The sequence below is a fragment of the Salinispora pacifica DSM 45544 genome (assembly GCF_000378845.1).
Lineage (GTDB): Bacteria > Actinomycetota > Actinomycetes > Mycobacteriales > Micromonosporaceae > Micromonospora > Micromonospora pacifica.
Map to the genome: position 1 here is coordinate 4,411,243 of NZ_KB905359.1, position 25,892 is coordinate 4,437,134.

General features: G+C 70.6%; 27 protein-coding genes. 21 read left to right on the plus strand and 6 right to left on the minus strand.

The window, feature by feature from the left end; genetic code table 11:
• Window positions 1-153: 153 nt before the first annotated feature.
• The 7 genes from nadD (at window position 154) to SALPAC3_RS0120330 (ending at window position 7,341) form a co-directional block, all read left to right on the plus strand.
• The gene (nadD, locus tag SALPAC3_RS0120300) at window positions 154-750 is read left to right on the plus strand and encodes a nicotinate-nucleotide adenylyltransferase (RefSeq protein ID WP_018223013.1); all 597 of its coding nucleotides are present in this window, start codon (window positions 154-156) and stop codon (window positions 748-750) included.
• A 109-nt stretch (window positions 751-859) separates the two neighbouring features.
• Entirely contained in the window at window positions 860-1,258 is a 399-nt protein-coding gene (gene rsfS / locus SALPAC3_RS0120305; protein ID WP_018216623.1) for a ribosome silencing factor, read from the plus strand.
• Window positions 1,255-1,887 (plus strand): histidine phosphatase family protein, encoded by a 633-nt coding sequence (locus SALPAC3_RS0120310; RefSeq protein WP_018223014.1) that lies wholly within the window; start codon window positions 1,255-1,257, stop codon window positions 1,885-1,887. The genes rsfS and SALPAC3_RS0120310 overlap by 4 nt, the downstream gene beginning before the upstream one ends.
• Window positions 1,888-2,278: 391 nt before the next feature.
• Window positions 2,279-2,857, plus strand: coding sequence for a hypothetical protein (locus tag SALPAC3_RS0120315; protein ID WP_026185755.1), 579 nt, complete (start codon window positions 2,279-2,281; stop codon window positions 2,855-2,857).
• A gap of 174 nt (window positions 2,858-3,031) precedes the next feature.
• Entirely contained in the window at window positions 3,032-3,892 is an 861-nt protein-coding gene (locus SALPAC3_RS0120320; RefSeq protein ID WP_018223016.1) for a DegV family protein, read from the plus strand.
• Between the two features lie 156 nt (window positions 3,893-4,048).
• Window positions 4,049-4,876, plus strand: coding sequence for a ComEA family DNA-binding protein (locus SALPAC3_RS0120325; protein ID WP_026185756.1), 828 nt, complete (start codon window positions 4,049-4,051; stop codon window positions 4,874-4,876).
• On the plus strand, window positions 4,873-7,341 hold the full coding sequence (locus SALPAC3_RS0120330; protein WP_026185757.1) for a ComEC/Rec2 family competence protein: 2,469 nt from the start codon (window positions 4,873-4,875) through the stop codon (window positions 7,339-7,341). The genes SALPAC3_RS0120325 and SALPAC3_RS0120330 overlap by 4 nt, the downstream gene beginning before the upstream one ends.
• Window positions 7,342-7,654: 313 nt before the next feature.
• Here the strand turns inward: SALPAC3_RS0120330 and SALPAC3_RS28055 are convergent, their stop codons facing one another.
• Entirely contained in the window at window positions 7,655-7,798 is a 144-nt protein-coding gene (locus SALPAC3_RS28055; RefSeq protein ID WP_157632335.1) for a hypothetical protein, read from the minus strand.
• Window positions 7,799-7,940: 142 nt separating this feature from the next.
• Between SALPAC3_RS28055 and holA the strand changes: the two genes are divergently transcribed.
• On the plus strand, window positions 7,941-8,921 hold the full coding sequence (holA, locus tag SALPAC3_RS0120335; RefSeq protein WP_018223019.1) for a DNA polymerase III subunit delta: 981 nt from the start codon (window positions 7,941-7,943) through the stop codon (window positions 8,919-8,921).
• Complete coding sequence (locus SALPAC3_RS0120340) at window positions 8,918-9,541, plus strand: hypothetical protein (RefSeq protein WP_018223020.1); 624 nt, start codon at window positions 8,918-8,920, stop codon at window positions 9,539-9,541. Before holA ends, SALPAC3_RS0120340 begins: the two co-directional genes overlap by 4 nt.
• On the opposite strand, the gene rpsT is transcribed toward SALPAC3_RS0120340, so the two are convergent.
• Window positions 9,507-9,773, minus strand: coding sequence for a 30S ribosomal protein S20 (gene rpsT, locus SALPAC3_RS0120345; protein ID WP_012014671.1), 267 nt, complete (start codon window positions 9,771-9,773; stop codon window positions 9,507-9,509). The two genes, SALPAC3_RS0120340 and rpsT, sit on opposite strands and share 35 nt — an antisense overlap.
• A gap of 158 nt (window positions 9,774-9,931) precedes the next feature.
• Entirely contained in the window at window positions 9,932-11,017 is a 1,086-nt protein-coding gene (locus SALPAC3_RS0120350) for a phosphotransferase family protein (RefSeq protein ID WP_033660661.1), read from the minus strand.
• 187 nt (window positions 11,018-11,204) lie between these two features.
• Between SALPAC3_RS0120350 and SALPAC3_RS0120355 the strand changes: the two genes are divergently transcribed.
• Both SALPAC3_RS0120355 and lepA read left to right on the plus strand, forming a co-directional pair.
• A complete protein-coding gene (locus tag SALPAC3_RS0120355) occupies window positions 11,205-11,741 on the plus strand; it encodes a DUF4240 domain-containing protein (RefSeq protein ID WP_018223022.1) in 537 nt (178 codons plus the stop codon).
• Window positions 11,742-11,928: 187 nt separating this feature from the next.
• Window positions 11,929-13,809, plus strand: coding sequence for a translation elongation factor 4 (lepA, locus tag SALPAC3_RS0120360; protein WP_018223023.1), 1,881 nt, complete (start codon window positions 11,929-11,931; stop codon window positions 13,807-13,809).
• A gap of 78 nt (window positions 13,810-13,887) precedes the next feature.
• On the opposite strand, the gene SALPAC3_RS0120365 is transcribed toward lepA, so the two are convergent.
• Both SALPAC3_RS0120365 and SALPAC3_RS0120370 read right to left on the minus strand, forming a co-directional pair.
• Window positions 13,888-14,748, minus strand: a complete 861-nt coding sequence (locus SALPAC3_RS0120365) for a hypothetical protein (RefSeq protein ID WP_018223024.1) — start codon at window positions 14,746-14,748, stop codon at window positions 13,888-13,890.
• Window positions 14,749-14,941: 193 nt separating this feature from the next.
• Window positions 14,942-15,724: an enoyl-CoA hydratase-related protein gene (locus SALPAC3_RS0120370; RefSeq protein WP_018223025.1), complete on the minus strand. Its 783-nt coding sequence runs from the start codon at window positions 15,722-15,724 to the stop codon at window positions 14,942-14,944.
• A gap of 18 nt (window positions 15,725-15,742) precedes the next feature.
• Between SALPAC3_RS0120370 and hemW the strand changes: the two genes are divergently transcribed.
• On the plus strand, window positions 15,743-16,966 hold the full coding sequence (gene hemW / locus SALPAC3_RS0120375) for a radical SAM family heme chaperone HemW (protein ID WP_018223026.1): 1,224 nt from the start codon (window positions 15,743-15,745) through the stop codon (window positions 16,964-16,966).
• A 182-nt stretch (window positions 16,967-17,148) separates the two neighbouring features.
• Here the strand turns inward: hemW and SALPAC3_RS29440 are convergent, their stop codons facing one another.
• Window positions 17,149-17,472 (minus strand): DUF4870 domain-containing protein, encoded by a 324-nt coding sequence (locus SALPAC3_RS29440; protein WP_018223027.1) that lies wholly within the window; start codon window positions 17,470-17,472, stop codon window positions 17,149-17,151.
• A 498-nt stretch (window positions 17,473-17,970) separates the two neighbouring features.
• Here SALPAC3_RS29440 and hrcA point away from each other — a divergent pair, with 498 nt between their 5' ends.
• From hrcA to era, 9 genes are all read left to right on the plus strand, one after another.
• Window positions 17,971-18,993 (plus strand): heat-inducible transcriptional repressor HrcA, encoded by a 1,023-nt coding sequence (gene hrcA / locus SALPAC3_RS0120385; protein ID WP_018223028.1) that lies wholly within the window; start codon window positions 17,971-17,973, stop codon window positions 18,991-18,993.
• 69 nt (window positions 18,994-19,062) lie between these two features.
• Complete coding sequence (gene dnaJ / locus SALPAC3_RS0120390; RefSeq protein ID WP_018223029.1) at window positions 19,063-20,208, plus strand: molecular chaperone DnaJ; 1,146 nt, start codon at window positions 19,063-19,065, stop codon at window positions 20,206-20,208.
• Between the two features lie 65 nt (window positions 20,209-20,273).
• Window positions 20,274-21,008 carry a 16S rRNA (uracil(1498)-N(3))-methyltransferase gene (locus SALPAC3_RS0120395; protein ID WP_018223030.1) on the plus strand — a complete coding sequence of 245 codons (735 nt, stop codon included), beginning with the start codon at window positions 20,274-20,276 and terminating at the stop codon, window positions 21,006-21,008.
• A gap of 56 nt (window positions 21,009-21,064) precedes the next feature.
• The gene (locus SALPAC3_RS0120400; RefSeq protein ID WP_018223031.1) at window positions 21,065-21,427 is read left to right on the plus strand and encodes a histidine triad nucleotide-binding protein; all 363 of its coding nucleotides are present in this window, start codon (window positions 21,065-21,067) and stop codon (window positions 21,425-21,427) included.
• Between the two features lie 157 nt (window positions 21,428-21,584).
• The gene (locus SALPAC3_RS0120405) at window positions 21,585-22,643 is read left to right on the plus strand and encodes a PhoH family protein (RefSeq protein ID WP_026185760.1); all 1,059 of its coding nucleotides are present in this window, start codon (window positions 21,585-21,587) and stop codon (window positions 22,641-22,643) included.
• 17 nt (window positions 22,644-22,660) lie between these two features.
• Complete coding sequence (ybeY, locus tag SALPAC3_RS0120410; RefSeq protein WP_018223033.1) at window positions 22,661-23,134, plus strand: rRNA maturation RNase YbeY; 474 nt, start codon at window positions 22,661-22,663, stop codon at window positions 23,132-23,134.
• On the plus strand, window positions 23,110-24,525 hold the full coding sequence (locus tag SALPAC3_RS0120415) for a hemolysin family protein (RefSeq protein WP_018223034.1): 1,416 nt from the start codon (window positions 23,110-23,112) through the stop codon (window positions 24,523-24,525). The genes ybeY and SALPAC3_RS0120415 overlap by 25 nt, the downstream gene beginning before the upstream one ends.
• Window positions 24,518-24,895, plus strand: coding sequence for a cytidine/deoxycytidylate deaminase family protein (locus SALPAC3_RS0120420; protein ID WP_026185761.1), 378 nt, complete (start codon window positions 24,518-24,520; stop codon window positions 24,893-24,895). Before SALPAC3_RS0120415 ends, SALPAC3_RS0120420 begins: the two co-directional genes overlap by 8 nt.
• Window positions 24,892-25,791 carry a GTPase Era gene (gene era, locus SALPAC3_RS0120425; RefSeq protein ID WP_018223036.1) on the plus strand — a complete coding sequence of 300 codons (900 nt, stop codon included), beginning with the start codon at window positions 24,892-24,894 and terminating at the stop codon, window positions 25,789-25,791. Before SALPAC3_RS0120420 ends, era begins: the two co-directional genes overlap by 4 nt.
• Window positions 25,792-25,892 lie beyond the last annotated feature (101 nt).

A 25,892-nucleotide genomic window follows, 5' to 3' on the forward strand; every position in this document is an offset into this window, starting at 1 on the left:
CACTTCCGGCGGGGCCGCTTCGGTCTCGGGCGGCGCGGGGACCGGGCCGCTTCGGCCCTCAGGCGGCGGGGAGGCGGGGCCGTGTTGGCCTCGGGCGGGCGGAAAGCCGGGGCGGTGCCGGTGCTGGCTGCGCGGTCGGCCTAAGATCGCGGGGTGGAGGAAGACATCCGGCGGGTGGGGATCATGGGCGGCACGTTTGACCCGATCCACCACGGGCACCTGGTCGCAGCGAGCGAGGTGGCCGACCGGTTCGGGCTGGACGAGGTGATCTTCGTCCCCACCGGGCAGCCGTGGCAGAAGGAGGACGAGCCGGTCAGCCCGGCCGAGGACCGATACCTGATGACGGTCATCGCCACCGCCTCCAACCCTCGCTTCCAGGTCAGTCGGGTCGACATCGACCGTGGTGGCCCCACCTACACCATCGACACGCTGCGTGACCTGCGGGCCGTGTACGGCGCCAAGGTGCAGCTCTTCTTCATCACCGGCGCGGACGCCCTGGAAAAGATCCTTTCCTGGAAGGACCTGGACGAGGCCTTCGGGTTGGCCCACTTCATCGGCGTGACCCGGCCCGGCTTCAGGTTGTCCGACGCGCACCTGCCCGCCGACACGGTGAGCCTGGTGCAGGTACCCGCGATGGCGATCTCCTCCACCGACTGCCGTGTCCGGGTCTCCCGCGGCCAGCCGTTGTGGTACCTGGTGCCCGACGGTGTGGTGCAGTACATCGCAAAGCGGCGGCTCTACCAGCAGTGATTCGTCCTGGCCTGCGGCCCTTTCTGCCCGAATGCGCCGTAACCGACCGGCCGAGTCGCGCTTTCATGTGAGACGCTTAAGGGGTCGCACGCATGATCGAAGGAGAACGGTGACAGTTTCCGAACGCGCACACGAGCTGGCGACCGCCGCCGCCCAGGCCGCCGCCGACAAGAGGGCGCAGGACATCGTCATCATTGATGTGGGTGATCAGCTCGCCATCACCGACGCCTTCCTGCTCGCCGCCGCCCCAAATGAGCGTCAGGTGCTCGCCATCGTTGACGCAATCGAGGAGCGTCTGCTCCAGCTGCCGGAGAAGGCCAAGCCGGTCCGGCGCGAGGGGGAGCGAGGCGGTCGTTGGGTGTTGCTTGACTACGTGGATATCGTCGTGCACGTCCAGCACACCGAGGAGCGCGAGTTCTACGCGTTGGACCGGCTCTGGAAGGACTGCCCGCAGATTCCCTTTGTTGACCGCGACCTCGCCGCCGCCGAGCCCGGCGCCGCCGAATGACTCGGCTGATCGTCTGGCGACACGGCAACACCGACTGGAACGCCAGCGGCCGCGTGCAGGGGCAGACCGACGTCGGTCTGAACGACCTCGGTAGGGAGCAGGCCCGGGCTGCCGCCCGGCTGCTCGCCGGGTTCCACCCCGACGCGATCTTCGCTAGTGACCTGCAGCGGGCAGCGGACACGGCCGCCGCTCTGGCCGCCCTGACCGGGCTGCCGGTCCACGCCGACGTACGACTGCGGGAACGGCACTTCGGGCCCTGGCAGGGGCTGCGGCTCACCGAGGCGGCCGAACAGTACCCGGACGAGTACGCCCGTTGGCGAGCTGGTGACCCAGACCCAGGAGCCGGCATCGAGACCCTGGACGACGTCGGTAAGCGGCTGGGTGTCGCGTTCCAGGAGGCCGCCGATACCGCCGCCGGTGGGACGGTGGTGGTCGCCACCCATGCTGGTGCCGCCCGGCAGGGCATCGGTCAGCTACTTGGCTGGGAGCCCGCCGTGCTGCGTACGATCGACTCGCTGCGTAATTGCCACTGGACGGAGCTGTGGCACGACGAACTGCGGGGTTGGCGCCTGCGGGCACACAACATCGGACCCCGCTATGACGCCGACTCCACCGTTAGCCACCGATAGCGGCTCCGATAGCGGCTATCCGTTTTGTGGCTGTGCGTTTGGTTAGGCAATGAAAATCTGGTTTGTCCCGGTTTGGGGTGTGGTCGGGGGCACGGTGGTGGCGGAATCCCGGCCGCCGTCAGGGCGTTACACCATGCGTACGACCGAGCCGGCGTTCCGCCGATGGCGGATGCCAGCCGTGCGTGAGCCCCGGAATGTTGGCGGCCCGCCGGTCGTTACATCTGGACCCGGCGCCGTGCGTGCCCCCCCGGCCGCGGTAGCCGAGGATCCTCTCTCCCCTGTTCTGTTGAGCGCCGGACGGTGCTTGCACCCGCCCCTTTTGCCGTCTGAAGGCCCCCTTTTCCTTCGGGCGTGCGTGTGGGTGTCGACCCCCGAATGGAGCCCCCTCATGATGAACACGATTCTGCGTCGTAGCGTCCTTGGTATCGCTGGTCTGGCCCTGTCCACCGGTGTCGTCGCCGGCCCCCTGGCCACCCTCACCGACACCACCCCGGCCGCTGCTGCGGCCGTTCAGGTCGCGAAGCCGGACATGGACACGCTGATCCCGCACGGCACCCAGGGCGAGCAGTCACGCATCGACCTGGGCGACGAGCAGGTCGCCAACGTGAAGGCCATCATCGAGGCCGCCAAGAAGGCCGGCATGGACGAGCGCGCCGCCGTGGTGGCGATCGGCACCAGCCTGCAGGAGTCGAAGCTGGAGAACCTGGGACACCTGGGTGCGCGTAACGACCACGACTCGCAGGGCCTGTTCCAGCAGCGTCCGTCGTCTGGTTGGGGCACGGTGGAGCAGATCACCGACCCCGCCTACTCCACCACCGCCTTCCTCAACGGCCTCAAGCAGGTCGAGGGCTGGCAGGACATGCCCCTGACCGAAGCCGCCCAAAAGGTGCAGGTGTCGGCGTTCCCGTTCCACTACGCCCAGTGGGAGACCCAGGCCGCCGACCTCGTCGCCGAGCACTGGACCAGCTGACCCCACCCGCACCACCCGCACCACCCACAACAAACCCCCGCAGACCTGACCCACACAAGGGGGAAAGAAACTGTTGGCCGGCACCCGAACCGGGTGCCGGCCAACAGCGCCTTCGGCGGTTTCTGACCTGATTCTGCCTCTGCGGCGCCGGTCGGCATCGGTTAGCGTTCCGGCATGCCCGTCGCGGTCGTCACCGACTCCACCGCCTACCTTCCCCCTGGGCTGCTGGCCAGTCACCAGCTAACGGTGGTGCCTCTGACCGTCGTGCTCAACGGCATGGAAGGGCGCGAGGGGGTGGAGACCTCTCCCGCTGACGCTTCCCGGGCCCTGAGCGGGCGGCGGGTGTCAGTCAGTACCTCCCGGCCGGCCCCAGCGCAGTTTGTGCGCACGTACCGCCGGATCCTCGATGGCGGCGCCGACGGCATCGTCTCGGTGCACCTGTCCGCGGGGCTCTCCGGCACGGTCGAGTCGGCGCGACTGGCCGCCGCGGAGTTCGGTGACCGGGTGGCGGTGGTGGACAGCCGCTCCTGCGGCATGGGCATCGGATTCCCCGCGGTTGCCGCAGCCGAAGCTGCGGCAACCGGTGCCGACCTGGTCGCGGCTCACGCTGCCGCCCAGCGGGCCACAGCCCGGACCACCATCTACTTCTACGTCGACACGTTGGAGTTCCTCCGTCGGGGCGGGCGGATCAACGCCGCCTCGGCGCTGCTCGGGACTGCTCTCTCGGTGAAGCCGATCATGCACATGCGGGATGGCGTGATCGTCCTCCGAGACCGGGTGCGTACCGCCAGCCGGGGCATCGCCCGGCTGGTGGACCTCGCTGTCGAGGCCGCCGGGGATGCCGACGTTGACCTGGCTCTGCATCACCTCGCCGCGCCGCAGCGCGTCGAGGCACTCCAGGTGGCGTTGGCGGCGCGGTTCGGGGATCGCCTGCGGAGCACGTACGTCTCTGAGGCCGGTGCGGTGGTTGCCGCGCATGCGGGGCCCGGTCTGATCGGCGTGGTCGTGCACCGCCGTCCGCCTGCCGAGGGCTGACCCAGCACGCTGCTCGTTCCGGCGGAACGGCTGTCGGAGGCGCGATCGGTAGCATACCGGGACCATGGTCAGGGGGCTGTCCACAGGCGCGCTCTCATCCACAGCGGAGCCTCGCGCGGAGGGCGTTCGTTCCGCCCGTCGGCCTAGCGTCGCGCCGTGTCATACGACGAGGAGAGGGCGGTCCGGGAGCGCCTGCATCGAGTGCTGCCCGCGGGCGAGCTGTCCGGCGTCGGCCCGCCGATGGCCGCGGCGCCGGAGGTGGTGCCGCGGCCGGCGGCGCCGGACGGTCCGTGGCGCACCCCGCAGGACGGGTCGGAGGGGGAGGCGGTGTCGTCCGCCGAATCGGATGGAGACCCATCGAGCCGGGTCCTGTCGGGGCCGGGCGCTTTCGATCCGGGGCGGCGTGGGGTGCGGGCATTGACTCTCGTCGCTGTGCTGGTGGTGCTCGGTGCGGGCTTCTGGGCGTGGCAGTCCCGGCCTCAGGTCGAGCCGGTCGAGCCGGTCGCAGCGGTGACGCCGGTCGTTCCGTCCGCGTCCATTGACCCGACGGAGGCGGTCGGTGAGCTGGTCGTGGCGGTCGCCGGCAAGGTCCGCCGACCGGGACTTGTCCGGGTGCCGGCCGGTGCCCGGGTCGCGGACGCGGTGCAGGCGGCCGGTGGGGCGCTGCCCGGCGTCGATGTCGCCCTGTTCAATCCGGCCCGGAAGGTAGTCGATGGGGAACTCATTCTGATCGGTGTCACCGCGCCACCGGGGGTGGCCTCCGCCGGTGGCGCGGCGGGAGCGGTGCCCGGCGGCAAGGTCAACCTCAACACCGCCACCCTGGCGCAGCTCGACACCTTGCCCGGAGTCGGCCCGGTGCTCGCGCAGCGCATCCTTGACCACCGTGAAAAGCATGGCGGCTTCCGGTCGGTCAGCGACCTACGCCAGGTTGGCGGCATCGGCGACACCCGGTACGAACAGCTCAAGGACCTGGTGACGGTGTGAGAAGCCACCGGGACGGGCAGCGCCCTGGGCCCGCTCGGCGGGCAGCTGCACCGACCGCATCCGGCGGCGTCCCTGCCCACCCGGGACGTTCCGCCCCTGGTACGCCCGCTGACCCGCCGGACCTGCGGCTGGCTGGGCTGGCCGTCGCCGCGTGGCTGGCCGCGTTGGCCGGCCTGTACCTGCCCGCCAGGGCGTCGCTGCTGGTCGCCGCGATCGCCGCGGTGATGGCCGCCGCCGGCGGGGTCTACCTGTCTGGGCTTCTCGGCCGGCCGCCGGCATCCGTCCGCCGGTACGGCTGGACGGCCATCGCCGTCCTACTCGGCGTGGTGTGCGGAGCGAGCGTCACCGCCGCGCGGGTAGCCGCGCGGGACGCCACCCCGGTGCGTGCCCTCGTCGAGGAGCGGGCCGTCGTAACCGTCGACCTGGTCGTCCGGGACGACCCCCGGCTGGTCCGCTCCGGGTCTGGGCGGCCGGCCACGTTCTTGGTGGCAGCGGAGTCGACCCGCATCACCACTCTCGGCGGGCACCGGGTCGAGGCGCGGGTCCGGATGCTGGTCCTCGCTACCGACCCGGCCTGGCTAGCGCTGCTGCCGGGGCAGCGGCTGACCGCCGAAGGTCGACTCGCTGCTCCACGGGGCGGCGATCTGACCGCTGCGGTCCTGGGGTCAACCCGGGCCCCGGTCCCACACGGGTCGCCACCGGGCTTGCAGCGTGCCGCCGGCGTGCTCCGCGCCGGCCTCCAGAAAGCCTGCGAGCCGCTACCGGACGAGCGGGGTGGCCTGCTGCCCGGCCTGGTGGTGGGCGACACGAGCCGGCTGCCCGACTCAGTGCGGGAGGACTTTCTCGACACCGGGATGACCCACCTGACAGCGGTATCTGGTTCCAACGTCGCGATCGTCGTTGGTGCGGTGTTGCTGCTCGCTCGTTGGGGGCGGGCTGGTCCCTGGCTCGCCGCCGGACTCTGTGTGGTTGCGTTGGTGGGTTTCGTGATCTTGGTCCGTCCGTCGCCGAGTGTGGTGCGGGCGGCGGCGATGGGCGCGATCGGGTTGGCCGCGCTCGCCGTGGGTCGGCCGCGCGCAGCGTTGCCGGCATTGGCTGCGGCGGTCACCGTGCTGGTGCTTGTCGATCCTGAGCTGGCGGGGGACTTCGGTTTCGCGCTCTCGGTGCTCGCCACGGGTGGGTTGTTGCTGTTGGCGCCGCGGTGGCGGGATGCGTTACGTCGCCGTCGGGTGCCGCCGGGGGTTGCTGAGGCGCTGGCGGTGCCGGCTGCTGCGCAGGTGGCCTGCGCGCCGGTGGTCGCGGGGATTTCGGGCACGGTCAGCCTGGTCGCGGTGCCGGCGAATCTGCTGGTGGCGCCGGCGATCGCGCCGGCCACGGTGCTCGGTGTTGTGGCGGCGGCGCTGTCGCCGCTGTGGTCGGCGGGTGCCGAGTTTCTGGCCTGGCTGGCCAGTTGGCCGGTGTGGTGGCTGGTCACTGTGGCGCACTACGGGGCGCGGACGCCGGCGGGGGCGCTTCCCTGGCCGGCGGGGGTCGGGGGCGCGTTGCTACTGGCGGGGTTGACGCTGGCGTTGCTGGTGGCGGTCCGTCGCCGGGTGGTGCGGCGGCTGGTGGCGGTGACCGCGGTTGCGGCCGTGCTCGGTGCCTTGCCGGTGCGGCTGGTGGCTGCTGGTTGGCCGCCGGCCGGTTGGGTGGTTGTGGCGTGTGCGGTCGGCCAGGGTGATGCGCTGGTCCTGTCGGTTGGTCCGGGGCGGGGGGTGGTGGTGGACGCGGGGGCGGAGCCGGGGGTGGTGGATCGTTGCCTACGTCGGATCGGTATCCGGGAGGTGCCGCTGCTGGTGATCAGCCACTTCCATCACGATCATGTGGGTGGGGTGGCCGGTGTCTTCCGGGGGCGGCGGGTCGCGGCCGTGCTCGCTCCGTCGTGGTCGGAGCCGGCGTTCGGCCGGGACCTGGTTCAGGTCGCGGCGGCGGCGGGCTCCGTCGAGATGATCTCCGCGCCGGCCGGTTGGGGCTATCGGGCTGGCACGGTGGAGATGACCGTGATCGGTCCACCGGTTCCACTGCGGGGCACCCGTTCAGATCCGAACAACAACTCGCTGGTCTTACTGGCCACCGTCAACGGGGTGCGGATCCTGCTGACCGGAGATGCCGAGATCGAGGAACAGCAGGCCCTCCTCGATCATGCGCCGCCTGGTGGGCTCCGCGCGCACGTGTTGAAGGTCGCCCATCACGGTTCGGCGTATCAGGACCCGGCCTTTCTCGACGCGGTCCGTCCGCTGGTCGCGGTGGTCCCGGTCGGCCGGGAGAACACCTATGGGCATCCGGACGCGTCGGTGCTGGGCCGTCTTGCCCGCGGCGGAACCCGGATCCTGCGTACCGACCTTGACGGCGACGTTGCCGTGGTGAACCAGCCATCCGGGTTGGCCGTTGTTGCCCGTGGTGCCGAGGACCCGACCGGGCGCTAGTTACGTACGCCAGTTTCCAGGCGTAAAGCGGGTGAAAGTGATGATGGTATACCTGCGCTCCTCGCGGGTTGTCGCAGATGTTGACGCCGTTGTTCGCCGTACGGGAGGAAGGCGTCGAACCAGTCGACCGGCTCGACCACCCCCGTACGGGCGGCGGGCCCGGGCTTCATTTTTTGCTTGGGTGCCACAACGCATTACGACGGTTGTTGCGGATGATCGCTTTGCGGGCAAGCAGGGGCCCTGTGCACCGACGATGCCCTCCTCACGCTCCGTTGCCGAGACGCTGTCTGGTCGGACCGTGGTCATGCTGTGCTCACCCGGTCACCTGCTTACGGATGGGTAACTGCTGGACGCCCCGGCCGTGGCTACGACGTCTTGGGTTCGGGGTAACTACCAGCCCGGGATAGGTGTTCAGTGGCAGCCCGGGATAGGTGTTCAGTGGCACTGCCGTCGCCATCCGGTTCCGAGAGCCCCACCCGGTGCTCGTTATGTCAGTTTTCAAGATGAAACAGGGGTAAAAGTCGGGATTTGCGCTGAGTGCGGGCTCTGACATCGGAGGGCGGACGACCGGGCTGGCGTGCTCGGCCGACCATGCGAATATGGGCGGCGTGACCGCCGCCAGCCTCGCTCCGATTCTGCTCGTCCTCGGTGACGAGGAACTTCTCGCTACTCGTGCGGTCACCGAGGCGGTCGCCCAGAGTCGGAGTGTGGATCCGGAGGTGGACGTCCGCGAGTATCAAGCCGGCTCCCTCACCGTCGGTGAGATCGCGGAGATGCTCAGTCCGTCGCTCTTCGGCGGACGGCGGTTGTTGATTCTGCGGTCTGGCCAGGACGCGCGTAAGGATCTGGCGACGGCCCTCCTCGCTTACGCGAAGCACCCCGACCCCGAGGTGCAGCTGGTCGTGCTCCACCTCGGTGCGGCCAAGGGCAAGGCGTTCGCGGACGGGCTGAAGGCGGCCGGCGCGACCGTGGTGCCGGCTGCCCGGCTGCGGGGGCACCGGGAGCGGGTGGCGTTCGTCCGGGACGAGTTTCGGCGGGCCGGTGGCCGGTGTACCGACTCCGCTGCCGAGGCGCTCATCGCGGCGGTCGGTAATGACCTGCGCGAACTCGCCGCCGCCTGCTCGCAGTTGTTGGCCGACACCGAGGGGAAGATCAGCCCGGAGACGGTGGCCCGGTACTACCGGGGGCGGGTCGAGGTGTCCGGCTTCACCGTCGCCGACGCGACGATGGTGGGCGACGTGCCGGCTGCGTTGGAGGCGCTGCGTTGGGCGCTGCACGTCGGCGTTGACCCGGTGCCGATTGCTGATGCGCTCGCCGACGGCGTGCGTACCGTGGCCCGGGTCGCCTCCGCCGGGCGGGGAAGCCCCTACCAACTGGCCAGCACCCTCGGCATGCCGGCCTGGAAGATTGAGCGGGCGCAGCGGCAGAGCCGCGGTTGGACGCCGGAGGGGCTGGTCCAGGCCATGCGGGCTGCGGCCGAGTGCAATGCGGCCGTGAAGGGGGGCTCGGACGACCGGGCGTACGCGCTGGAGCGGGCCGTCTTTTCGGTGGCGGCGGCGCGGCAGGGTGGCGGCCGGTGACCGGACCGAGGTCGTGGGCCATCCTGACGGCGGAGGAGGAGCGCTACCGGCCGTTGTACGCGCGACTGCTGGGGCTGCGGTTCGTCAACCCCGGTGGGGTGCTCTGCTTCGTTTTCTTCGAGGGGGCCGTCGCGCTGGCGGCGCTACTGGCGCTCGCCGAACTGGTCAGCTGGTGGTCGGTGCTGGTGCTGCCGACGATGGTCGCGGTGATGGTGAAGATCAACGACGTGGTGGCGGCGCGGGTCGTCCGCTCCGCGGCGCTCGTGCCCGACCAGGAGCGGGACCGCTTCCGTCACCAGATGGAGCCGGTGGTCGGCACCGCGCGGGTCGGCTGGAACTGGCACAGCGTGCCCGGCGTCGTCGTCTCGTCCGCACCGGAGCGTCCCGGGGAGCTGACCTCGGCCGGAGCACGGGAGCTGTCCTCGGCCGCAGCGGGGAGCTCTCCTCGGCCGGAGCGGCCCCGACCGACCGCTGACCTCGGCGACACGACGGCTGCCCCGGGTCACCGCAGGAGTGTGCGGCGGGCAGCACAAAACCCCGGACCGGATCGGACCCGGGGTCTTGTCCTGAACTGGTATGGCTGGGTCAGGCGGAGAACGACGCCACGCGCTTGGCGATAGCCGACTTACGGTTCGCAGCCTGGTTGGCGTGGATAACGCCCTTGCTGGCGGCCTTGTCCAGCTTGCGGGCGGCATCGCGCATGAGGACCGTCGCCTTCTCCACGTCGCCGGTCTCGGCGGCCTCGTGGAACTTGCGGATGGCGGTCTTCAGCGACGACTTGACCGACTTGTTACGCAGCCGGCGCTTCTCGTTCTGCCGGTTGCGCTTGATCTGGGACTTGATGTTCGCCACGCGACAGCCTCGTCTGATAGCTCGGGTTGGTCTGCATCCACGCGGCGAGCATGCGTCATCGTCGCGCGAGGTGCCAGGCTACCAGGTCGCTTGGGTAGCGCCAAAGTTGCCTCCCGGGCCACCCGCCGGGGGCGGTGGAGCTCTGCACCCACCGCGGCTCAACTCCAGCCCTGCCGGCGGGCGAGCCAGTCGAGCGCGTACTCGCCGCTGCGGCGTTGGTGGGCCGCGAGCTGCTCGGTCGCGGTCTCCGGAACCGTGGCTGCGGTGGTGAGGAAGTAGCCGGCCAGCGCCGCCAGCGTGACATCCAGGGCATCCGGCGGGGCCTCGGCGGTAGCTGGGTGGGCCGCGAAGGCGGTTTCCAGCCAGTCGGTGGTCAGGGCGGGCGTTGGTCCGACGGTGATCTTCGGGAAGGAGGAGCTCGCGGCTTCGTTCGGGGAGCTTGCGCCGCCGGTCCCGGCCAACGCTGCGACGGTGATCTCCTGCTGCTCCACGGCAAGCCCCCCGAGGAGGAGCGTGACCAGGTCGAACCAGGCCGGACCTCGGCAGAGCCAGGTCCAGTCACAGAACCACACCTGCCCGTGCGAGGTGAGTAGCACGTTGTCCGGACGCAGGTCACCGTGGACGAAACCGGACGCCGGGGCAAGGTACCCCGGCAGCCGGGACTCGAGCCCGACCAGTTCGGGCAGCCGCTGCTCGAGCCCGGCCGGCAGCGGCGGCGGGGCCTCCCGGCCCGCTGCCACGTCACCCCAGCAGAGGATGTCGGCTCGGGCCAGGTCGGCCAGGTGCGGCGGGTTGAGCGCGGCGAGGTCACTGGGCGGTGGGTCCAGGGCGGCGGCGACCTCCGCGTACGCGGTCAGGGTCGTGGTCAGCTCCGATGGCTCCCACGGGCGTCTGGGCGGATAGCCGTCAACCGCGTCGAGAGCGACGGCGAACCAGCCGGACTCGGTCAGGGTCCACCGGGCTCGGGGTGCCGGCAGCCCGGGCGGGAGCCGGTCGAGGACCGTCGCCTCTCGCCAGTACCAGTTGGCCAGGTGGGAGTCGCGGGGCGCGGCCTTGACGAAGACCCGGCCGCCGTCGGCGGCGGACAGCACCCCAGCGAAGCCACGGGTGAAGCCGGTGGTCGCGGTACGGGTCGCGACCACGGGGGCGCCGAGGCGGTCGGCGAGGGCTGCCCGCACACCCACTGGCAGGTCGGACCAGCCGGGCCGGCGGGTGGTCCCGGGATGCGGGGGTGAACTCGGCATCTCTCCAGTGTCGTATGGATTCGCGAGTCCACCAGGTAAAGCGGGCAGTGTGTCGACGAACGAACGGCGGGTGTCACCGGCCAGCCATGATCGGGTGGCTTCCCGAAGGCTGTCGCATCCTCCTGGCCGGCGGGTTCGGGGAGTCGTCGCACGCTCCTGGTCGGCGGGGCTGGAAGACTGGCGGGTCATGCGGACCGACGACTTCTGGCAGCTGGTTGACCAGGCCCGGGCAGGGGGTGGGGGTGAGCCGGACGCGGTCGCCGCTCGGGCCGTGGCCCTGCTCGCGGCGCGGGAACCGGAGGAGATCCTCGGATACACGCGCCATCAGGCCCGGGTGCTGGCCGCCTCGCACCGAGTGGACCTCTGGGGTGCGGCGTACCTGATCAACGGGGGGATCTCCGACGACGGCTTCCACGACTTCCGTGGCTGGCTGATGACCCAGGGACGCGAGGTGTTCGCGCGTGCCGTCGCCGAGCCGGACTCGCTGGCCGACCTGCCGCCGGTACGGACCGCGTCGTTGTCGGGTGAGGAGTTCGCCTGCGCCCGAATGCTGGCGGTGCCGTGGGAGGCGTACCGGAAGGCGACCGCGGCCGAACTGCCGGCGGACCGGGACCCGGTTCCGGTGCCGGACCTGAACGACTTCTGGGATTTTGACGACGCGGATGAGGCTCGCCGCCGGCTCCCGAAGCTCGCCGCCCTCTTCGTCGAGCCACCGGGCGAATAGTTCAGTAGCCAGTGATGCGTTGGGCTGCCGGGCGAAACCGGCCGGCCTGCCGCGGAACGAGCCCGGTTCATCAGCACGGCGCGTTCGGGTTTGCCCGCGCAGCGGACCCATGAGCGTGGCGTGGGAGCATAGAGGGGGCCGGTGCCGCGCCGGCTCGCTCCACGTCAGTCGACCAGAACGGACCGCTGTGCCACCGACGCTCGATTCCGGCGCGAACACTCCTGGTGCCACCGAACCGGCGCGTATCCGGAACTTCTGCATCATCGCCCACATCGATCATGGGAAGTCGACCCTGGCCGACCGGATGTTGCAGCTCACCGGTGTGGTCGATCCCCGACAGATGCGGGCGCAATACCTCGATCGGATGGACATCGAGCGGGAGCGCGGGATCACCATCAAGAGTCAGGCCGTCCGGATGCCGTGGACGATTCGGGAGGGGGAGCGGGCCGGCGAGAGCGCCGTGCTCAACATGATCGACACCCCCGGGCACGTCGACTTCAGCTACGAGGTCTCCCGCTCCCTGGCGGCCTGCGAGGGCGCGATCCTGCTGGTGGACGCCGCCCAGGGCATCGAGGCGCAGACCCTGGCCAACCTCTACCTGGCGCTCGAGAACGATCTGCACATCATCCCGGTACTCAACAAGATCGACCTGCCGGCGGCGCAGCCGGAGAAGTACGCCGAGGAGCTGGCCCACCTGATCGGCGGCGATCCGGCGGACTGCATCCGGGTCTCCGGCAAGACCGGCGACGGTGTGCCGCACCTGCTCGACGAGATCGTCCGGCAGTTCACCCCGCCGGTCGGTGTGGCGGAGTCGTCGGCCCGGGCAATGATCTTCGACTCCGTGTACGACGTGTACCGGGGCGTCGTCACCTACGTCCGGGTGGTTGACGGGCAGATCAGCGCCCGGGACCGGATCAAGATGATGTCCACCGGTGCGGTCCACGAGCTGCTGGAGATCGGGGTGATCTCCCCGGAGATGGTCAAGGCGGACGCCCTCGGGGTCGGCGAGGTCGGATATCTGATCACCGGCGTGAAGGATGTCCGGCAGTCCCGGGTCGGTGACACCGTCACCATCAACGCGCGGCCGGCGGCGGAGCCGCTCGGTGGGTACAAGGACCCGAAGCCGATGGTCTACTCCGGCCTCTACCCGATTGACGGGTCGGACTACCCGAACCTGCGGGACGCGTTGGACAAGCTCAAGCTCAATGACGCGGCACTGACCTACGAGCCGGAGACCTCTGGTGCGCTCGGGTTCGGCTTTCGCTGCGGCTTCCTCGGCCTGTTGCACCTGGAGATCATCCGGGAGCGACTGGAGCGGGAGTTCAACCTCGACCTGATCTCCACCGCGCCGAACGTGGTCTACCGGGCCATCAACGAGGACGGCGAGGAGGTCGTGGTCACCAACCCGAGCGAGTACCCGACCGGCAAGATCGCCGAGGTGTACGAGCCGGTGGTGCGCGCCACGGTGTTGACCCCGAACGACTTCGTCGGCGCGGTCATGGAGCTCTGCCAGGGCCGCCGGGGCACGCTGCTCGGCATGGACTACCTCTCCGCCGACCGGGTGGAGCTGCGCTACACGCTGCCGCTGGCAGAGATTATTTTCGACTTCTTCGACCAGCTCAAGAGCCGCACCAAGGGGTACGCGTCGTTGGACTACGAGCCCTCCGGCGAGCAGGCCTCCGACCTGGTCAAGGTGGACATCCTGCTGCACGGCGAGCCGGTTGACGCGTTCAGCGCGATCGTGCACAAGGACAAGGCGTACGCCTACGGCACCACCATCGCCGCGAAGCTGCGCTCCCTGATCCCCCGTCAGCAGTTCGAGGTGCCCATCCAGGCGGCGATCGGCAGTCGGGTGATCGCCCGGGAGACCATCCGCGCGATCCGCAAGGACGTCCTGGCGAAGTGCTACGGCGGTGACATCAGCCGCAAGCGCAAGCTGCTGGAGAAGCAGAAGGAAGGCAAGAAGCGGATGAAGATGGTGGGCCGGGTCGAGGTGCCGCAGGAGGCATTCATCGCCGCGCTCTCCGCGGACTCCGGGGGCGGCGGCAAGACGTCCGGTAAGAAATAGCCGACGCTCGGGCTGACTCGGGGCAGCCGCCCTGGTCAGCCCGATCCGGTCGACCTCAGGAGGCGTCGAGGACCGACCTCAGGAGGCGTCGAGGACCTCGGCGACCACCCGGGTGGGGCTCTGTTTGCCGGTTGTCGGGGCCCAGACGCCCTCCTCCGCGGTCCACCGTAGCCCTCGGAAGTGGACCAGTTGGACGCCGTTGTCCTGGGCGTGGGACACCAGCCAGTGCGCGTACCGCCAGCCGCCCTGCTCGTCGTCCACGGCCACGGTCAGCCGGGTCGGGCCGGCCGCCGCGGCCTCGGGGGCGAGCCCCCAGTCCAGGGTGAGCCCCTGGGCCAGCGCCGCGGTCGCCGCGGCGCCGCGGTGCTCCGGATCGTCGTTGACGGCGCAGGCCACCGCTCCGCTGGCCTGACCGAGCAGGGCCCGGCTCAGCACCTCCGACTCGTCGGCCCACTTCTGGTATGCCTCCGGGAAGGCCGAGCGCTGCACCGTCTGGGCGGCGTCGGTCACCCGCATCTCTTCCCAGTCGCGCACCTTCGCCAGCGCGGCGTAGAAGGTGTTCGTCGCGTACCGCGGGTCCCGGATCTCGGCTGGCGAGCCCCAGCCCTGGCTGGGCCGTTGCTGGAACAGGCCCACCGAATCCCGGTCGCCGCCGGCCAGGTTGCGCAGCCCCGACTCCTGGTACGCGGTCGCCAGCGCCACCACGACCGCCCGTTCCGGCATGCCGCGCTGCGCCCCGATGGCCGCGATTGTCGCCGCGTTGGCCATCTGGCCGGCATCGAGCTCCACCTGGCCGCCTGCCTGCACCGTGCAACTCCGCCCGGCGAACGGGAGCCGAATCCCGTCCGCGATGTGCCGGAAGGTGACGAAGAGCCCGACCATGGCGACGAGCGCCAGAACGACGCCAGCCGCTACGACTGCCCGAGTCCGCACCTGCACCCCCTGTTTCGACGAGTCCGACAAGAGTAAGCCCCGGGTGCCCGTGAGCCGCCGGCCAGCCGGGGCGGCGCTGCCCGGGCGTTCGTCGGTTCGGCTGCCGGTCGGTCGAGGCGGCGGTGGGCGTCAGCCTTCCCGTGCTGCGCCGGCCAGAAACCCGGGGCTACCGCCCGTGCCGGGCCCGCCAAGAATCGGGCTACTGGCCCGGCACCCAGCTCGCTGGCCGCTTCTCCCGGAACGCCGACACGCCCTCCAGCCCCTCCGCGGAGAGGAAGTAGCCGGTGGAGAGGGTGGCCAGGTCGGTGAGCTCGCCTCGCAGATCGGTCGCGGTGGGGCGGCGGAGCAGTTGTTTGGCCCCGGCCAGTGCGCCGGGTGCGCCCCGGACCAGCGAATCGCAGTAGCGGGCGACGACGGCGTCCAACTCCGCCAGCGGTACCGCCGCGGTGACCAAACCGACCTCGGCGGCCCGCTGCCCGTCGAATGTGTCCCCGGTCAGGTAGAGCTCGGCCGCGGCACGGGGCCGCAGTCGGGGCAGTACCGTTGCCGAGATCACCGCCGGGATCACCCCGATTCGGACCTCGGTGAAGGCGAACGTCGCCTCCTGGGCACAGATCGCCAGATCGGCCGCGGCGATCAGGCCCAGCCCGCCGGCCCGTGCCGGCCCGGCCACCCGCGCCACCACCGGCTTTGGGCATTCCGACACGGCCGCGAGCACGTCACCGAGCATCCCGGCCGGCACCGTGCCGCTGGCGTACGCGGCAGCGGTCTCCTTCAGGTCGGCGCCGGAGCAGAAGACCGGCCCGGCATGGTCCAGCACGACCGCGCGCACGGCGTCGTCGGCGACCGCCGCGGCGAGTCCGTCGAGCAGCTGGGTCATCAGCGGGGTGGAGAGCGCGTTGCGGTTGTGCGGGCTGCTCAGGGTGAGGGTGATCACCCCGCCGGCCGTGGCGGCCCGCACCAGCGCGTCGGGAGAGGTCATGCGGGCACACTAGTGGCCATGCCCGGTGTCCTACCAGAAGGCGAGCGCATCCCGGTGGATGGATCGCTGCCCACAACCGCCCTGACCTCGGTGGGAACGCGGGGGTTCGGCGTGTACGTACACGTCCCCTTCTGTGCCAGCCGGTGCGGGTACTGCGACTTCAACACCTACACCGCCGCCGAGTTGGGGGGTGGCGCCAGCCGGGAGGAGTACGCCGACACGGTCCTCGCCGAACTCGCGCTAGCCGCCCGTGTGCTGCGCGGGAACCCTCCGCCCCGGGTCGACACGGTCTTCGTCGGCGGTGGCACCCCCACCCTGCTGCCCGCGGCGGACCTCGCCCGGATCCTCGACGGCATCGATCGCACCTGGGGGTTGGCCACCGACGCGGAGATCACCACGGAGGCCAACCCGGAGTCGGTCACCCCGCGATCTCTCGCCGCGCTGCGGACTGCCGGCTACACGAGGATTTCCCTGGGTATGCAGTCCGCGTCGCCCGGAGTGCTCGCGATCCTGGATCGGCGGCACAGCGCCGGCCGGGCCGTCGCCGCCGCCCGGGAGGCTCGGGAGGCCGGGTTCGACCACGTCAACCTGGACCTGATCTACGGGACGCCGGGGGAGAGCGCGGCCGACTTCGCCGCCTCGCTCGACGAGGTGGTCGCCGCGGGGGTGGACCACGTCAGCGCGTACTCCCTGATCGTGGAGGAGGGGACCCGGCTCGCGGCCCAGGTGCGGCGGGGCGAGTTGGCGCAGCCCTCCGACGACGTCGCCGCGGACCGCTACCTGGCCGCGGAGGCGGCCCTCGACGCCGCCGGGTTCTCCTGGTACGAGGTCTCCAACTGGGCGCGGACCCCGGCTGCCCGGTGCCGGCACAACCTTTTGTACTGGACCGGCGGCAACTGGTGGGGCCTCGGCCCGGGGGCACACAGCCACATTGGGGGGGTGCGCTGGTGGAACGTCAAACACCCCACGGCGTACGCGCAACGGCTCGCGGCGGGTGCGTCGCCGGGCCTGGCCCGGGAGGTGCTGACCGTCGACGAGGCGCACCTGGAGGACGTCATGCTGCGGCTCCGGCTCGCCACGGGCCTACCGCTGGACGTGTTGGACCCCGTCGGTCGTGCCGGCGCCGATCGGGCCCGGGCAGCCGGTCTGCTGGCCGCGGCGGCGTATGGCGGTGGTCGGGCGGTGTTGACCCTGCGCGGTCGGTTGCTCGCGGACGCGGTGGTGCGGGACCTGCTCGGCTGATCGGCGCCTTCCGGTCCTCGTCGGCCCAGCGCTCACGAACCACTCGTATCCCGTCATCCAGTCAGGATGGGCAGATCGGATGATTGGTCGGTGCCGGCGTGGACCGCGACGGCGATGGGACCGGGCAACAGCGGAGCCGGCCCGGCCGGAACCCGTTCGGTCGGGATCCGGCCAGTCGGGCTTCACTTGATGAGCTTGGCCGACATCGGGTAGCGGTACTGCCGGCCCTCATTCGCCCGGAGGGCGGCGATGATGCCGAACACGACCTGCATCACCACGACGGTGATGTTCGGCAGGAACAGCAGGCACCCGCCCACGAAGAGCAGGACAAAGGCGATTAGCGACCAGGTGATCTGGAAGTTGAGCGCCGCTTGGGCGTGCGCGCGGACGGCTGGTGACTGGTTGCCGCGGGCCAGGTAGGCGATCAGTGGGGCGACGAACCCGAGCAGACCAACGCTGATCAGTGCGCCGACGGCGCCGCCGAGGTGCGCGCCGAGGACCCACATCCGGTCCTCGCTGTTTCCGTAACCGCCGGGTGGGCCGTACCCTCCGCCGGGTGGGCCGTACCCTCCGCCGGGTGGGAAGCCGGCATCGCTGGGTGGATAGCCGCCGGGCGGTGGCATGGCGCCGGGGGGAGGGTAGCTGCCCGGTGGCGGCCAGCTACCCGGGTCAGATGCCCCGGGCATCGGGGTGGTGGGGTCGTCAGGACCCGGGCCGGGTAGCCCAGGCTCTCCGCCGGTAGGAGGGCGAGGTGGTTCCGTCATGGGGTCACCGTAGGCGCAGGGGACAACCAGCCCCAGTGCGGCGCCATCCCGGCTGTCCAGATGATCACCTTAGGCGGACCGTCGGGTTGGGCGGCGGGCCCAGCCGCATCATTCGATGACGGTACTCGATCTTTGTTGATCATCGCGTTGGCGGGCGTGCCGACGTAGACTGGCACTCGCTAGAGTCGAGTGCCAGGAAGCGCCTCGACCGCCGACGCGTCGCAGGAGGAGGGGGGAAGGATGGGTCTCGACGACCGCAAACTCGCGGTGCTGCGCGCGATCGTCGAAGACTACGTCGCCACGCAGGAGCCCGTCGGCAGCAAGATGCTGGTCGAGCGCCACCAACTCGGAGTCTCCCCGGCGACCGTCCGCAACGACATGGCGGTCCTGGAGGAGGAGGGCTACATCCGGCAGCCGCACACCAGCGCCGGCCGGGTGCCCACCGACCGCGGCTATCGGCTCTTCGTGGACCGGCTGTCCCGGGTGAAGCCGCTCACCCCGGCCGAGCGCCGGGCGATCGAGCGTTTCCTGGTCGGCGCGGTTGACCTCGACGACGTGGTGCACCGCACGGTCCGGCTGCTGGCCCAGCTGACCCGGCAGGTCGCCGTCGTGCAGTACCCGTCCTTGGCTCGCTCCTCGGTCCGGCACCTGGAGCTGGTGCCGATCTCCACGACCCGGCTGATGCTGGTCATGATCGCCGATACCGGTCGGGTCGAGCAGCGGCTCGTCGAGCTACCGGGGCCGATCCCCCCGGACGACGTGATCGATCTGCGGCAGCTGGTCAATGAGAAGCTGGTCGGTACCCGGCTCGCCGACACACCGCCGCTGGTGCAGGCGTTGGTTGACGAGGTGAGCGGTGAGCTGCGCCCGGCCATGATCACCCTCTCCACCGTCCTGCTGGAGACGCTGGTCGAACGGCACGAGGAGCGCATCGCCCTCGCCGGCACCGCCAATCTCACCCGCGGTGGTCTGCTCGACTTCCAGGGATCGTTGCGCCCCATCCTGGAGGCGTTGGAGGAGGAGGTGGTCCTCCTCAAACTCATTGGGGAGGTCGAGCCGAGCGCGATGCGCGTCCGGATCGGCGACGAGAACGAGATCGACAACCTCCGGGCCACCTCGGTGGTGAGCACCGGCTACGGGCCAGGGGTGACCATCCTGGGGGGTCTCGGAGTGGTCGGGCCGACCCGGATGGACTATCCCAGCACCATCGCCACGGTTCGGGCCGTGGCGCGCTACGTGGGCGACCTGCTAGCCCAGAACTAGGCATTACCGTCCGGCCGGACCGGGCCGGCGGTCGGCGCAAGCGAGACGAACATGAGGACACCGAACGCAGTGGCCAAGGACTACTACGGCATCCTCGGCGTGAGCCGGGAAGCCTCCGACGACGAGATCAAGCGCGCCTACCGCAAGCTCGCGCGCCAGTACCACCCGGACGTGAATCCGGACGCGGCGGCGCAAGAGAAGTTCAAGGACATCAACGCCGCGTACGAGGTCCTCTCCGACGACCGGAAGCGGCAGATCGTGGACCTCGGTGGCGACCCGCTCGCCCCGGGCGGCGGGGGCGGCGGCCCGGGTGGACCCGGCGAGGCCGGTCCGTTCGTCGGCTTCCAGGACATCATGGACGCCTTCTTCGGGGGGGCCGCCGGCGGCGGCGGACGGGGGCCGCGCCCCCGCACCCGACCGGGCTCCGACGCGATCCTGCGCCTCGAACTGGACCTGCCCGAGACAGCGTTCGGCGTGGAGGCGCCGATCACGGTCGACACCGCCGTCCTCTGCACCACCTGTTCCGGTGCGGGCACCGCCGCCGGCACCCATCCGGAGACCTGCGAGGCGTGTGGCGGGCGGGGCGAGGTGCAGTCGGTGCAGCGCACCTTCCTCGGGCAGGTGGTCTCGGCCCGGCCGTGTACCGCCTGTCAGGGCCATGGCACCACGATTCCGAACCCCTGCCCCACCTGCGCCGGGGACGGCCGGGTGCGGACCCGGCGTTCGCTGACCGTCAAGATTCCCGCCGGGGTCGAGGACGGGATGCGGATCCGACTGGCCCAACAGGGCGAGGTGGGCCCCGGCGGTGGCACCGCCGGCGACCTCTATGTGGAGATCCACGAGCGCCCGCACGATGTCTTTTCCCGCAAGGGCGACGACCTGCACTGCCGGGTGGCTGTCCCGATGACGACGGCGGCGCTCGGCACCCGCCTGACCATCAAGACGCTGGACAGCGAGGAGCCGGTTGACGTCAAGGCCGGCACCCAGCCCGGCAGCATGCTGCGGCTTCGCGCCCGCGGCGTGCCGCACCTGCGGGGGACCGGCCGGGGTGACCTGTTCGTCCACCTGGATGTGCGGACGCCCACCAAGCTGGACGCCGACCAGGAACAGATGCTGCGCGAGTTCGCCCAGACCCGGGGCGAGGAGGTCGCCGAGCTGACCAAGCAGGGGGGCTTCTTCTCCCGGATGCGCGACGCTTTCAACGGCCACGCCTGACTCGACCGGTCCCGGTGTCCCAGGCCAGCGGCCCGGGGCACCGGGCCGGTCGCTAGCCTGGCACCGTGTCCGCGCCGCTGTTCCTGGTTGATTCGTTGCCCACCGCCGAGACGGCGACCCTGGACGGGCCGGAGGGGCATCACGCCGCGACGGTGCAGCGGTTGCGGGTCGGCGAGGAGTTGCTGCTCGCTGACGGTTGCGGCGGCACGGCCGTCGCCGTGGTCACGGCGGTGGGAAAGGGTGTCCTTGACTTTCGGATCACCTCCCGGGATCACCTCGCCGCCCCCGCCCACCGGCTCGTCGTCGTTCAGGGGCTGGCCAAGGGGGAGCGGGGTGAGCTGGCCGTGCAGGCGATGACCGAGGTCGGCGTGGACGCGATCGTGCCCTGGACAGCCGGGCGTTCGGTCACCCAGTGGCGGGGTGATCGGGGGGCACGTGCCCGGGGCAAGTGGGTCGCCACCGCGCGGGAGGCCGCGAAGCAGGCCCGCCGGGCCTGGCTGCCGGTAGTGACCGGCGCCCCGGCCGAGTCCACCTCCGAGGTGGCCCGTCGGATCGCCGGCGCTGCGGCGGCGTTCGTGCTACACGAGCAGGCGGAGGAACGTCTGGTCACCGCGGAGCTACCCGACCGCGGCGAGATCGTGCTGGTGGTCGGTCCCGAGGGCGGCGTAGCCCCGGCCGAGCTGGCCGCCTTCGCCGGGGCCGGAGCCCGGACGGTGCGGCTGGGCCCGTCGGTGCTGCGTACCTCCACCGCCGGGGTGGCGGCGCTTTCGGTGCTCGCCGCCCGCCTTGGCCGCTGGTAGCGCCGGTTCTTCCGCTCTGGGCGGCGGTGTCCGGAGCGTTTCCTTACACTGCCTCGGTGAACACAACTGACTGTCTGTTCTGCCGGATCGTCGCCGGTGAGATTCCCGCCACTGTTGTTCGGGAGACCCGGACAACCCTCGCGTTCCGTGACATCGGTCCGAAGGCTCCGGTGCACGTGCTGGTGATTCCGAAGGAGCACTACGCCGACGTGGCCACCCTGGCGGAGGGGGACCCGGGGCTCGCCGGCGAGGTGCTCGCCACCGCCGCCGCGGTCGCCGAGGAGGAAGGCCTGCTCGGTGATGGCTTCCGGCTGCTCTTCAACACCGGAGCGTACGGCGGTCAGGAGGTCTTTCATGTCCACGCACACCTGCTCGGTGGCGCGCCGCTCGGGCCGATGCTGGCCGGGAACCTCAGCTGACGGCGGCGGGGGTCGGCCGGTCGGTGCCGGGCAGGGGAATTGGGCGAGGTGCCCCGGCGGTTGAACCGATACCATGGGGGCAACGACCAGCACGCCGCGGCGACCAGCCCGGCGCCGAGATCGAGAGCAGGTGGCGCAGGGCCACTCGGCCCAACCTATGACCAGCACTCCACCTCCCGGCCCGCCCCGGGCACAGACCAGGATCACCGTCCCGGAACCGAGGATCATGGTCAATCTCCTCGGTGCGGGCGACGAGATCCTGCGACTGGTCGAGCGCTCCGTAAACAGCGACGTGCACGTTCGGGGTAACGAGATCACGATCACCGGCGCACCCGCGGACAACGCTCTCGCCGAGCGGCTCTTCGGCGAATTGATAGAACTCATCGAGAAAGGTGAGACGCTGACCACCGATGCTGTCCGGCGCACCGTTGGCATGCTCGAGCAGGGCAGCGCCGAACGGCCCGCCGAGGTTCTGACGCTCAACATCCTCTCCCGACGTGGTCGTACCATTCGCCCCAAGACGCTCGGGCAGAAGCGCTACGTCGACGCTATCGACGCGCACACCATCGTCTTCGGTATCGGTCCAGCCGGCACCGGCAAGACCTACCTGGCGATGGCGAAGGCGGTCCAGGCACTGCAGGCCAAGCAGGTCAACCGGATCATCCTCACCCGGCCGGCGGTCGAGGCGGGCGAGCGGCTGGGCTTCCTGCCCGGCACGCTGAACGAGAAGATCGACCCGTACCTGCGACCGCTGTACGACGCGCTGCACGACATGCTCGACCCGGAGTCGATCCCGAAGCTGATGGCGGCGGGCACGATCGAGGTGGCGCCGCTGGCGTACATGCGGGGTCGTACGCTCAATGACGCGTTCATCATCCTGGACGAGGCGCAGAACACCACGCCGGAGCAGATGAAGATGTTCCTCACCCGGCTCGGCTTCGGTTCCAGGATCGTGGTGACCGGCGACGTTACCCAGGTGGACCTTCCCGGCGGGACGACCAGTGGCCTGCGGGTCGTCCGGGAGATCCTCACCGATCTGGCGGACGTGCACTTCGCCCAGCTCTCCAGCTCGGACGTGGTTCGACACCGGCTGGTTGGGGAGATCGTTGACGCGTACGCCCGCTGGGACGTGGAGCGGGAAAGCCAGCAGGCGAAGAGCGTGCAGGCGGTGCCCGGGCGGCCCGCCCAGGGTGGCCGCGCCGGTCGGCGCCGCTAACGAAGCGAAGGAAGACAGTGTCCATCGAGATTGCCAATGAGTCCGGGGTTGACGTCGACACCGACGCGATACTCGCCGTCGCCCGGCACGCCCTCGACGAAATGGGGGTCAACCAGCTCGCCGAGCTCTCCGTGTTGCTTGTCGATATCGACTACATGGCCGAGTTGAACCATCGCTGGATGGGCGGGGACGGCCCCACCGATGTCCTTGCCTTCCCGATGGACGAGGGCAGCGTCGACCACGGGCCGGGGGAGAACGCCACCGTCGGCGCCGAGCCGGCGTTGCTCGGTGACATCGTGCTCTGCCCCGAGGTGGCCGCGAAGCAGGCGGCGACCGCGGGTCACTCCACCGCCGATGAGCTGCACCTACTCACCGTGCACGGGGTGCTGCACCTGCTCGGATACGACCACGCCGAGCCGGAGGAGGAGCGGGAGATGTTCGCCCTCCAGGCCCGGCTGCTGGTGAGTTGGCGGTCGACCCGGTCACGATGATGGCCTCTCTTGCCGCAACAACGGCCGGCGCGTCCGGCCTGCCCGACGTGCAACTGGTCTTCCTCGCGGCTGGCCTGGTGGTCCTCGCCGGCCTGATCGCAATGACCGAGGCGGCGCTGGCCGCGGTCTCGCCGGCCCGCGCGGCCGAGTTGGTCCGCGACGGAGCCCGGGGCGCCCGAGCGTTACAGTCTGTCGCCGGGGACGTGGTCCGGCACCTCAACCTGTTGCTGCTGTTGCGGCTGCTCGCTGAGCTGAGCGCGACCACCCTGGTGGCCCTGGTCGCGGTCGACTCGCTCGGCGCCGGCTGGCTGGCCGCGGTGGTGACGGCCGGGGCGATGACCGTGGTCAGCTTCGTGGTGGTCGGTGTCGGGCCGCGCACCATCGGCCGACAGCACGCCTACGCGGTGGGTCGCGGGGTGGCGCCGCTGGTGCGTTGGCTGGGTCGGGCACTCAACCCCCTCGCCTCTCTGTTGATCCTGATCGGTAACGCGGTCACCCCCGGGCGCGGCTTCCGGGAGGGTCCCTTCGCCACCCAGGTGGAGCTGCGTGAACTGGTCGATCTGGCCGAGCAGCGCGGCGTGGTGGAGCACGGCGAGCGGCAGATGATCCACTCGGTCTTCGCGCTCGGTGACACCATCGTCCGGGAGGTGATGGTGCCGCGTACCGAAATGGTCTGGATTGAGCGGCACAAGATGCTCTCCCAGGCCCTGGCGCTCTTTCTGCGGTCCGGCTTCTCCCGGATCCCGGTCATCGGCGACAGCGTTGACGATGTGCTCGGCGTGCTCTACCTGAAAGACCTGATCCGGCGCACGCAGGGCGGCGCACCGGAGGATCGGCGCCTCCCGGTGGCCGAGTTGATGCGCCCGGCCACCTTCGTGCCGGAGTCCAAGCCGGTTGACGATCTCCTATCGGAGATGCAGGCTGCCCGGAACCACCTCGTGATCGTCGTCGACGAGTACGGCGGGACCGGCGGGCTGGTGACTATCGAGGACATCCTGGAGGAGATCGTCGGCGAGATTACCGACGAGTACGATGTTGAGCGTCCGCCGGTCGAGCACCTCGACGACGATGCGGTGCGGGTAACCGCGCGGCTACCCGTGGAGGACCTCGGCGAGTTGTTCGACACCGAGCTGCCCAACGACGAGGTGGAGACGGTGGGCGGCCTGCTCGCACAGTCCCTGGGCCGGGTCCCGATCCCCGGTGCCCAGGTGGAGGTGGCCGGTCTGCGGCTGCTCGCTGAGGGCACCACCGGGCGGCGTAACCGGATCGACACGGTCCTGGTGCGTCGGGTGGAGCCGGCCGACCAACAGCACGATCCGAAGCGTGGCGAATCCGCCGACGCCCCGGACGACACCGACCAAGCCGAGGAGAGGCAACCCGCCGATGCCTGATTCACCCGCCGTACCGTCCACCGGGTCTACCCCGGTGGAGCTGACCGCCGAGGACGCCAAACTGGTCGTCCTGGCCCGGGGGGCGCGCGGCCGGATCGGTGCCGTCGAAGGTGCCGCGGTCCGGGACCAGGACGGCCGGACCTACGCCGCGGCGAGCGTCTCGCTGCCGTCGCTGGCGTTGACCGCGCTTCAGCTCGCCGTGGGCTCGGCGGCGGCGGCTGGCTGCACCCGGCTGGAGGCCGCGGCGGTGGTGACCGAGGCGTCGACGCTGGACGCCGCCGGCCATGCGGCGGTCCGTGACCTCGCCGCCGACGCGCCGATCCACGTGGCCGCGCCGGACGGCACGGTTCTCGGGACGGTGACCGAGTGACTTCCGCGCACCTTCGGCAGCCGTACCGGGCGGGCTTCGGCTGCTTTGTTGGACGGCCGAACGCCGGTAAGTCAACGCTGACCAACGCGATCGTCGGGCAGAAGATCGCCATCACGTCGAGTAAGCCGCAGACAACCCGGCACGTCATCCGGGCGGTGCTGCACCGGCCCGATTCGCAGCTCGTGCTGGTCGACACGCCGGGCCTGCACCGGCCCCGGACGCTGCTCGGCGAGCGCCTCAACGATCTGGTGCGGCAGACGTGGAGCGAGGTTGATGTGATCGGCCTCTGCATCCCGGCGGACGAGCCGATCGGCCGGGGCGACCGCTTCATCACCGGCGAGTTGGCCGAGCTGAAGGCGACCGTGCTCGCCGTGGTCACGAAGACCGACCTGGTCGACCGGGAGCAGCTGGCCAAGCAGCTGGTCGCGGTGAGTGAACTGGCCGACTTCGCGGAGATCGTGCCGGTCAGCGCGGTCTCCGGGCACCAGGTCGACACGCTGGTGGACGTGATGACCCGCTACCTGCCGGAGTCACCGCAGCTCTATCCGGACGACATGCTCACCGAGGAACCGGAGCAGGTGCTGGTCGCCGAGCTGATCCGGGAGGCGGCGCTGGAGGGGGTGCGGGACGAGCTGCCGCACTCCATCGCGGTGGTGGTGGAGGAGATGATCTCCGCGGAACGGGTCATCAAGATCTACGCCGATGTGTACGTCGAGCGGCCGAGCCAGAAGGCGATCGTGATCGGGCACCGGGCCAGCCGGCTCCGGGACGTCGGCATCCGGGCGCGGCGGCAGATCGAGGAGCTGCTCGGTACCCGGGTCTACCTTGACCTGCACGTCCGAGTGGCGAAGGACTGGCAGCGGGACCCGAAACAGCTCCGTAAGCTCGGTTTCTAGCGCAACGTCCGGCTGGTTCGCCGGCCGTTCCAGGTGACTTGTCGGCTTCGACGAGTTGATGAGGAAGTTCACTTTCCTCCCGACAGGCTCGCGCTTTTCCG

Bases quoted from the DNA above. Each gene is read 5' to 3' on its own strand.
- SALPAC3_RS0120310 (WP_018223014.1), top strand. From the start codon at position 1,255: ATGACTCGGCTGATCGTCTGGCGACACGGCAACACCGACTGGAACGCC.
- SALPAC3_RS0120315 (WP_026185755.1), top strand. From the start codon at position 2,279: ATGAACACGATTCTGCGTCGTAGCGTCCTTGGTATCGCTGGTCTGGCC.
- SALPAC3_RS0120320 (WP_018223016.1), top strand. From the start codon at position 3,032: ATGCCCGTCGCGGTCGTCACCGACTCCACCGCCTACCTTCCCCCTGGG.
- SALPAC3_RS28055 (WP_157632335.1), bottom strand. From the start codon at position 7,798: ATGGCGACGGCAGTGCCACTGAACACCTATCCCGGGCTGCCACTGAAC.
- holA (WP_018223019.1), top strand. From the start codon at position 7,941: ATGGGCGGCGTGACCGCCGCCAGCCTCGCTCCGATTCTGCTCGTCCTC.
- SALPAC3_RS0120350 (WP_033660661.1), bottom strand. From the start codon at position 11,017: ATGCCGAGTTCACCCCCGCATCCCGGGACCACCCGCCGGCCCGGCTGG.
- SALPAC3_RS0120355 (WP_018223022.1), top strand. From the start codon at position 11,205: ATGCGGACCGACGACTTCTGGCAGCTGGTTGACCAGGCCCGGGCAGGG.
- SALPAC3_RS0120370 (WP_018223025.1), bottom strand. From the start codon at position 15,724: ATGACCTCTCCCGACGCGCTGGTGCGGGCCGCCACGGCCGGCGGGGTG.
- hemW (WP_018223026.1), top strand. From the start codon at position 15,743: ATGCCCGGTGTCCTACCAGAAGGCGAGCGCATCCCGGTGGATGGATCG.
- SALPAC3_RS29440 (WP_018223027.1), bottom strand. From the start codon at position 17,472: ATGTGGGTCCTCGGCGCGCACCTCGGCGGCGCCGTCGGCGCACTGATC.
- hrcA (WP_018223028.1), top strand. From the start codon at position 17,971: ATGGGTCTCGACGACCGCAAACTCGCGGTGCTGCGCGCGATCGTCGAA.
- SALPAC3_RS0120405 (WP_026185760.1), top strand. From the start codon at position 21,585: ATGACCAGCACTCCACCTCCCGGCCCGCCCCGGGCACAGACCAGGATC.
- SALPAC3_RS0120420 (WP_026185761.1), top strand. From the start codon at position 24,518: ATGCCTGATTCACCCGCCGTACCGTCCACCGGGTCTACCCCGGTGGAG.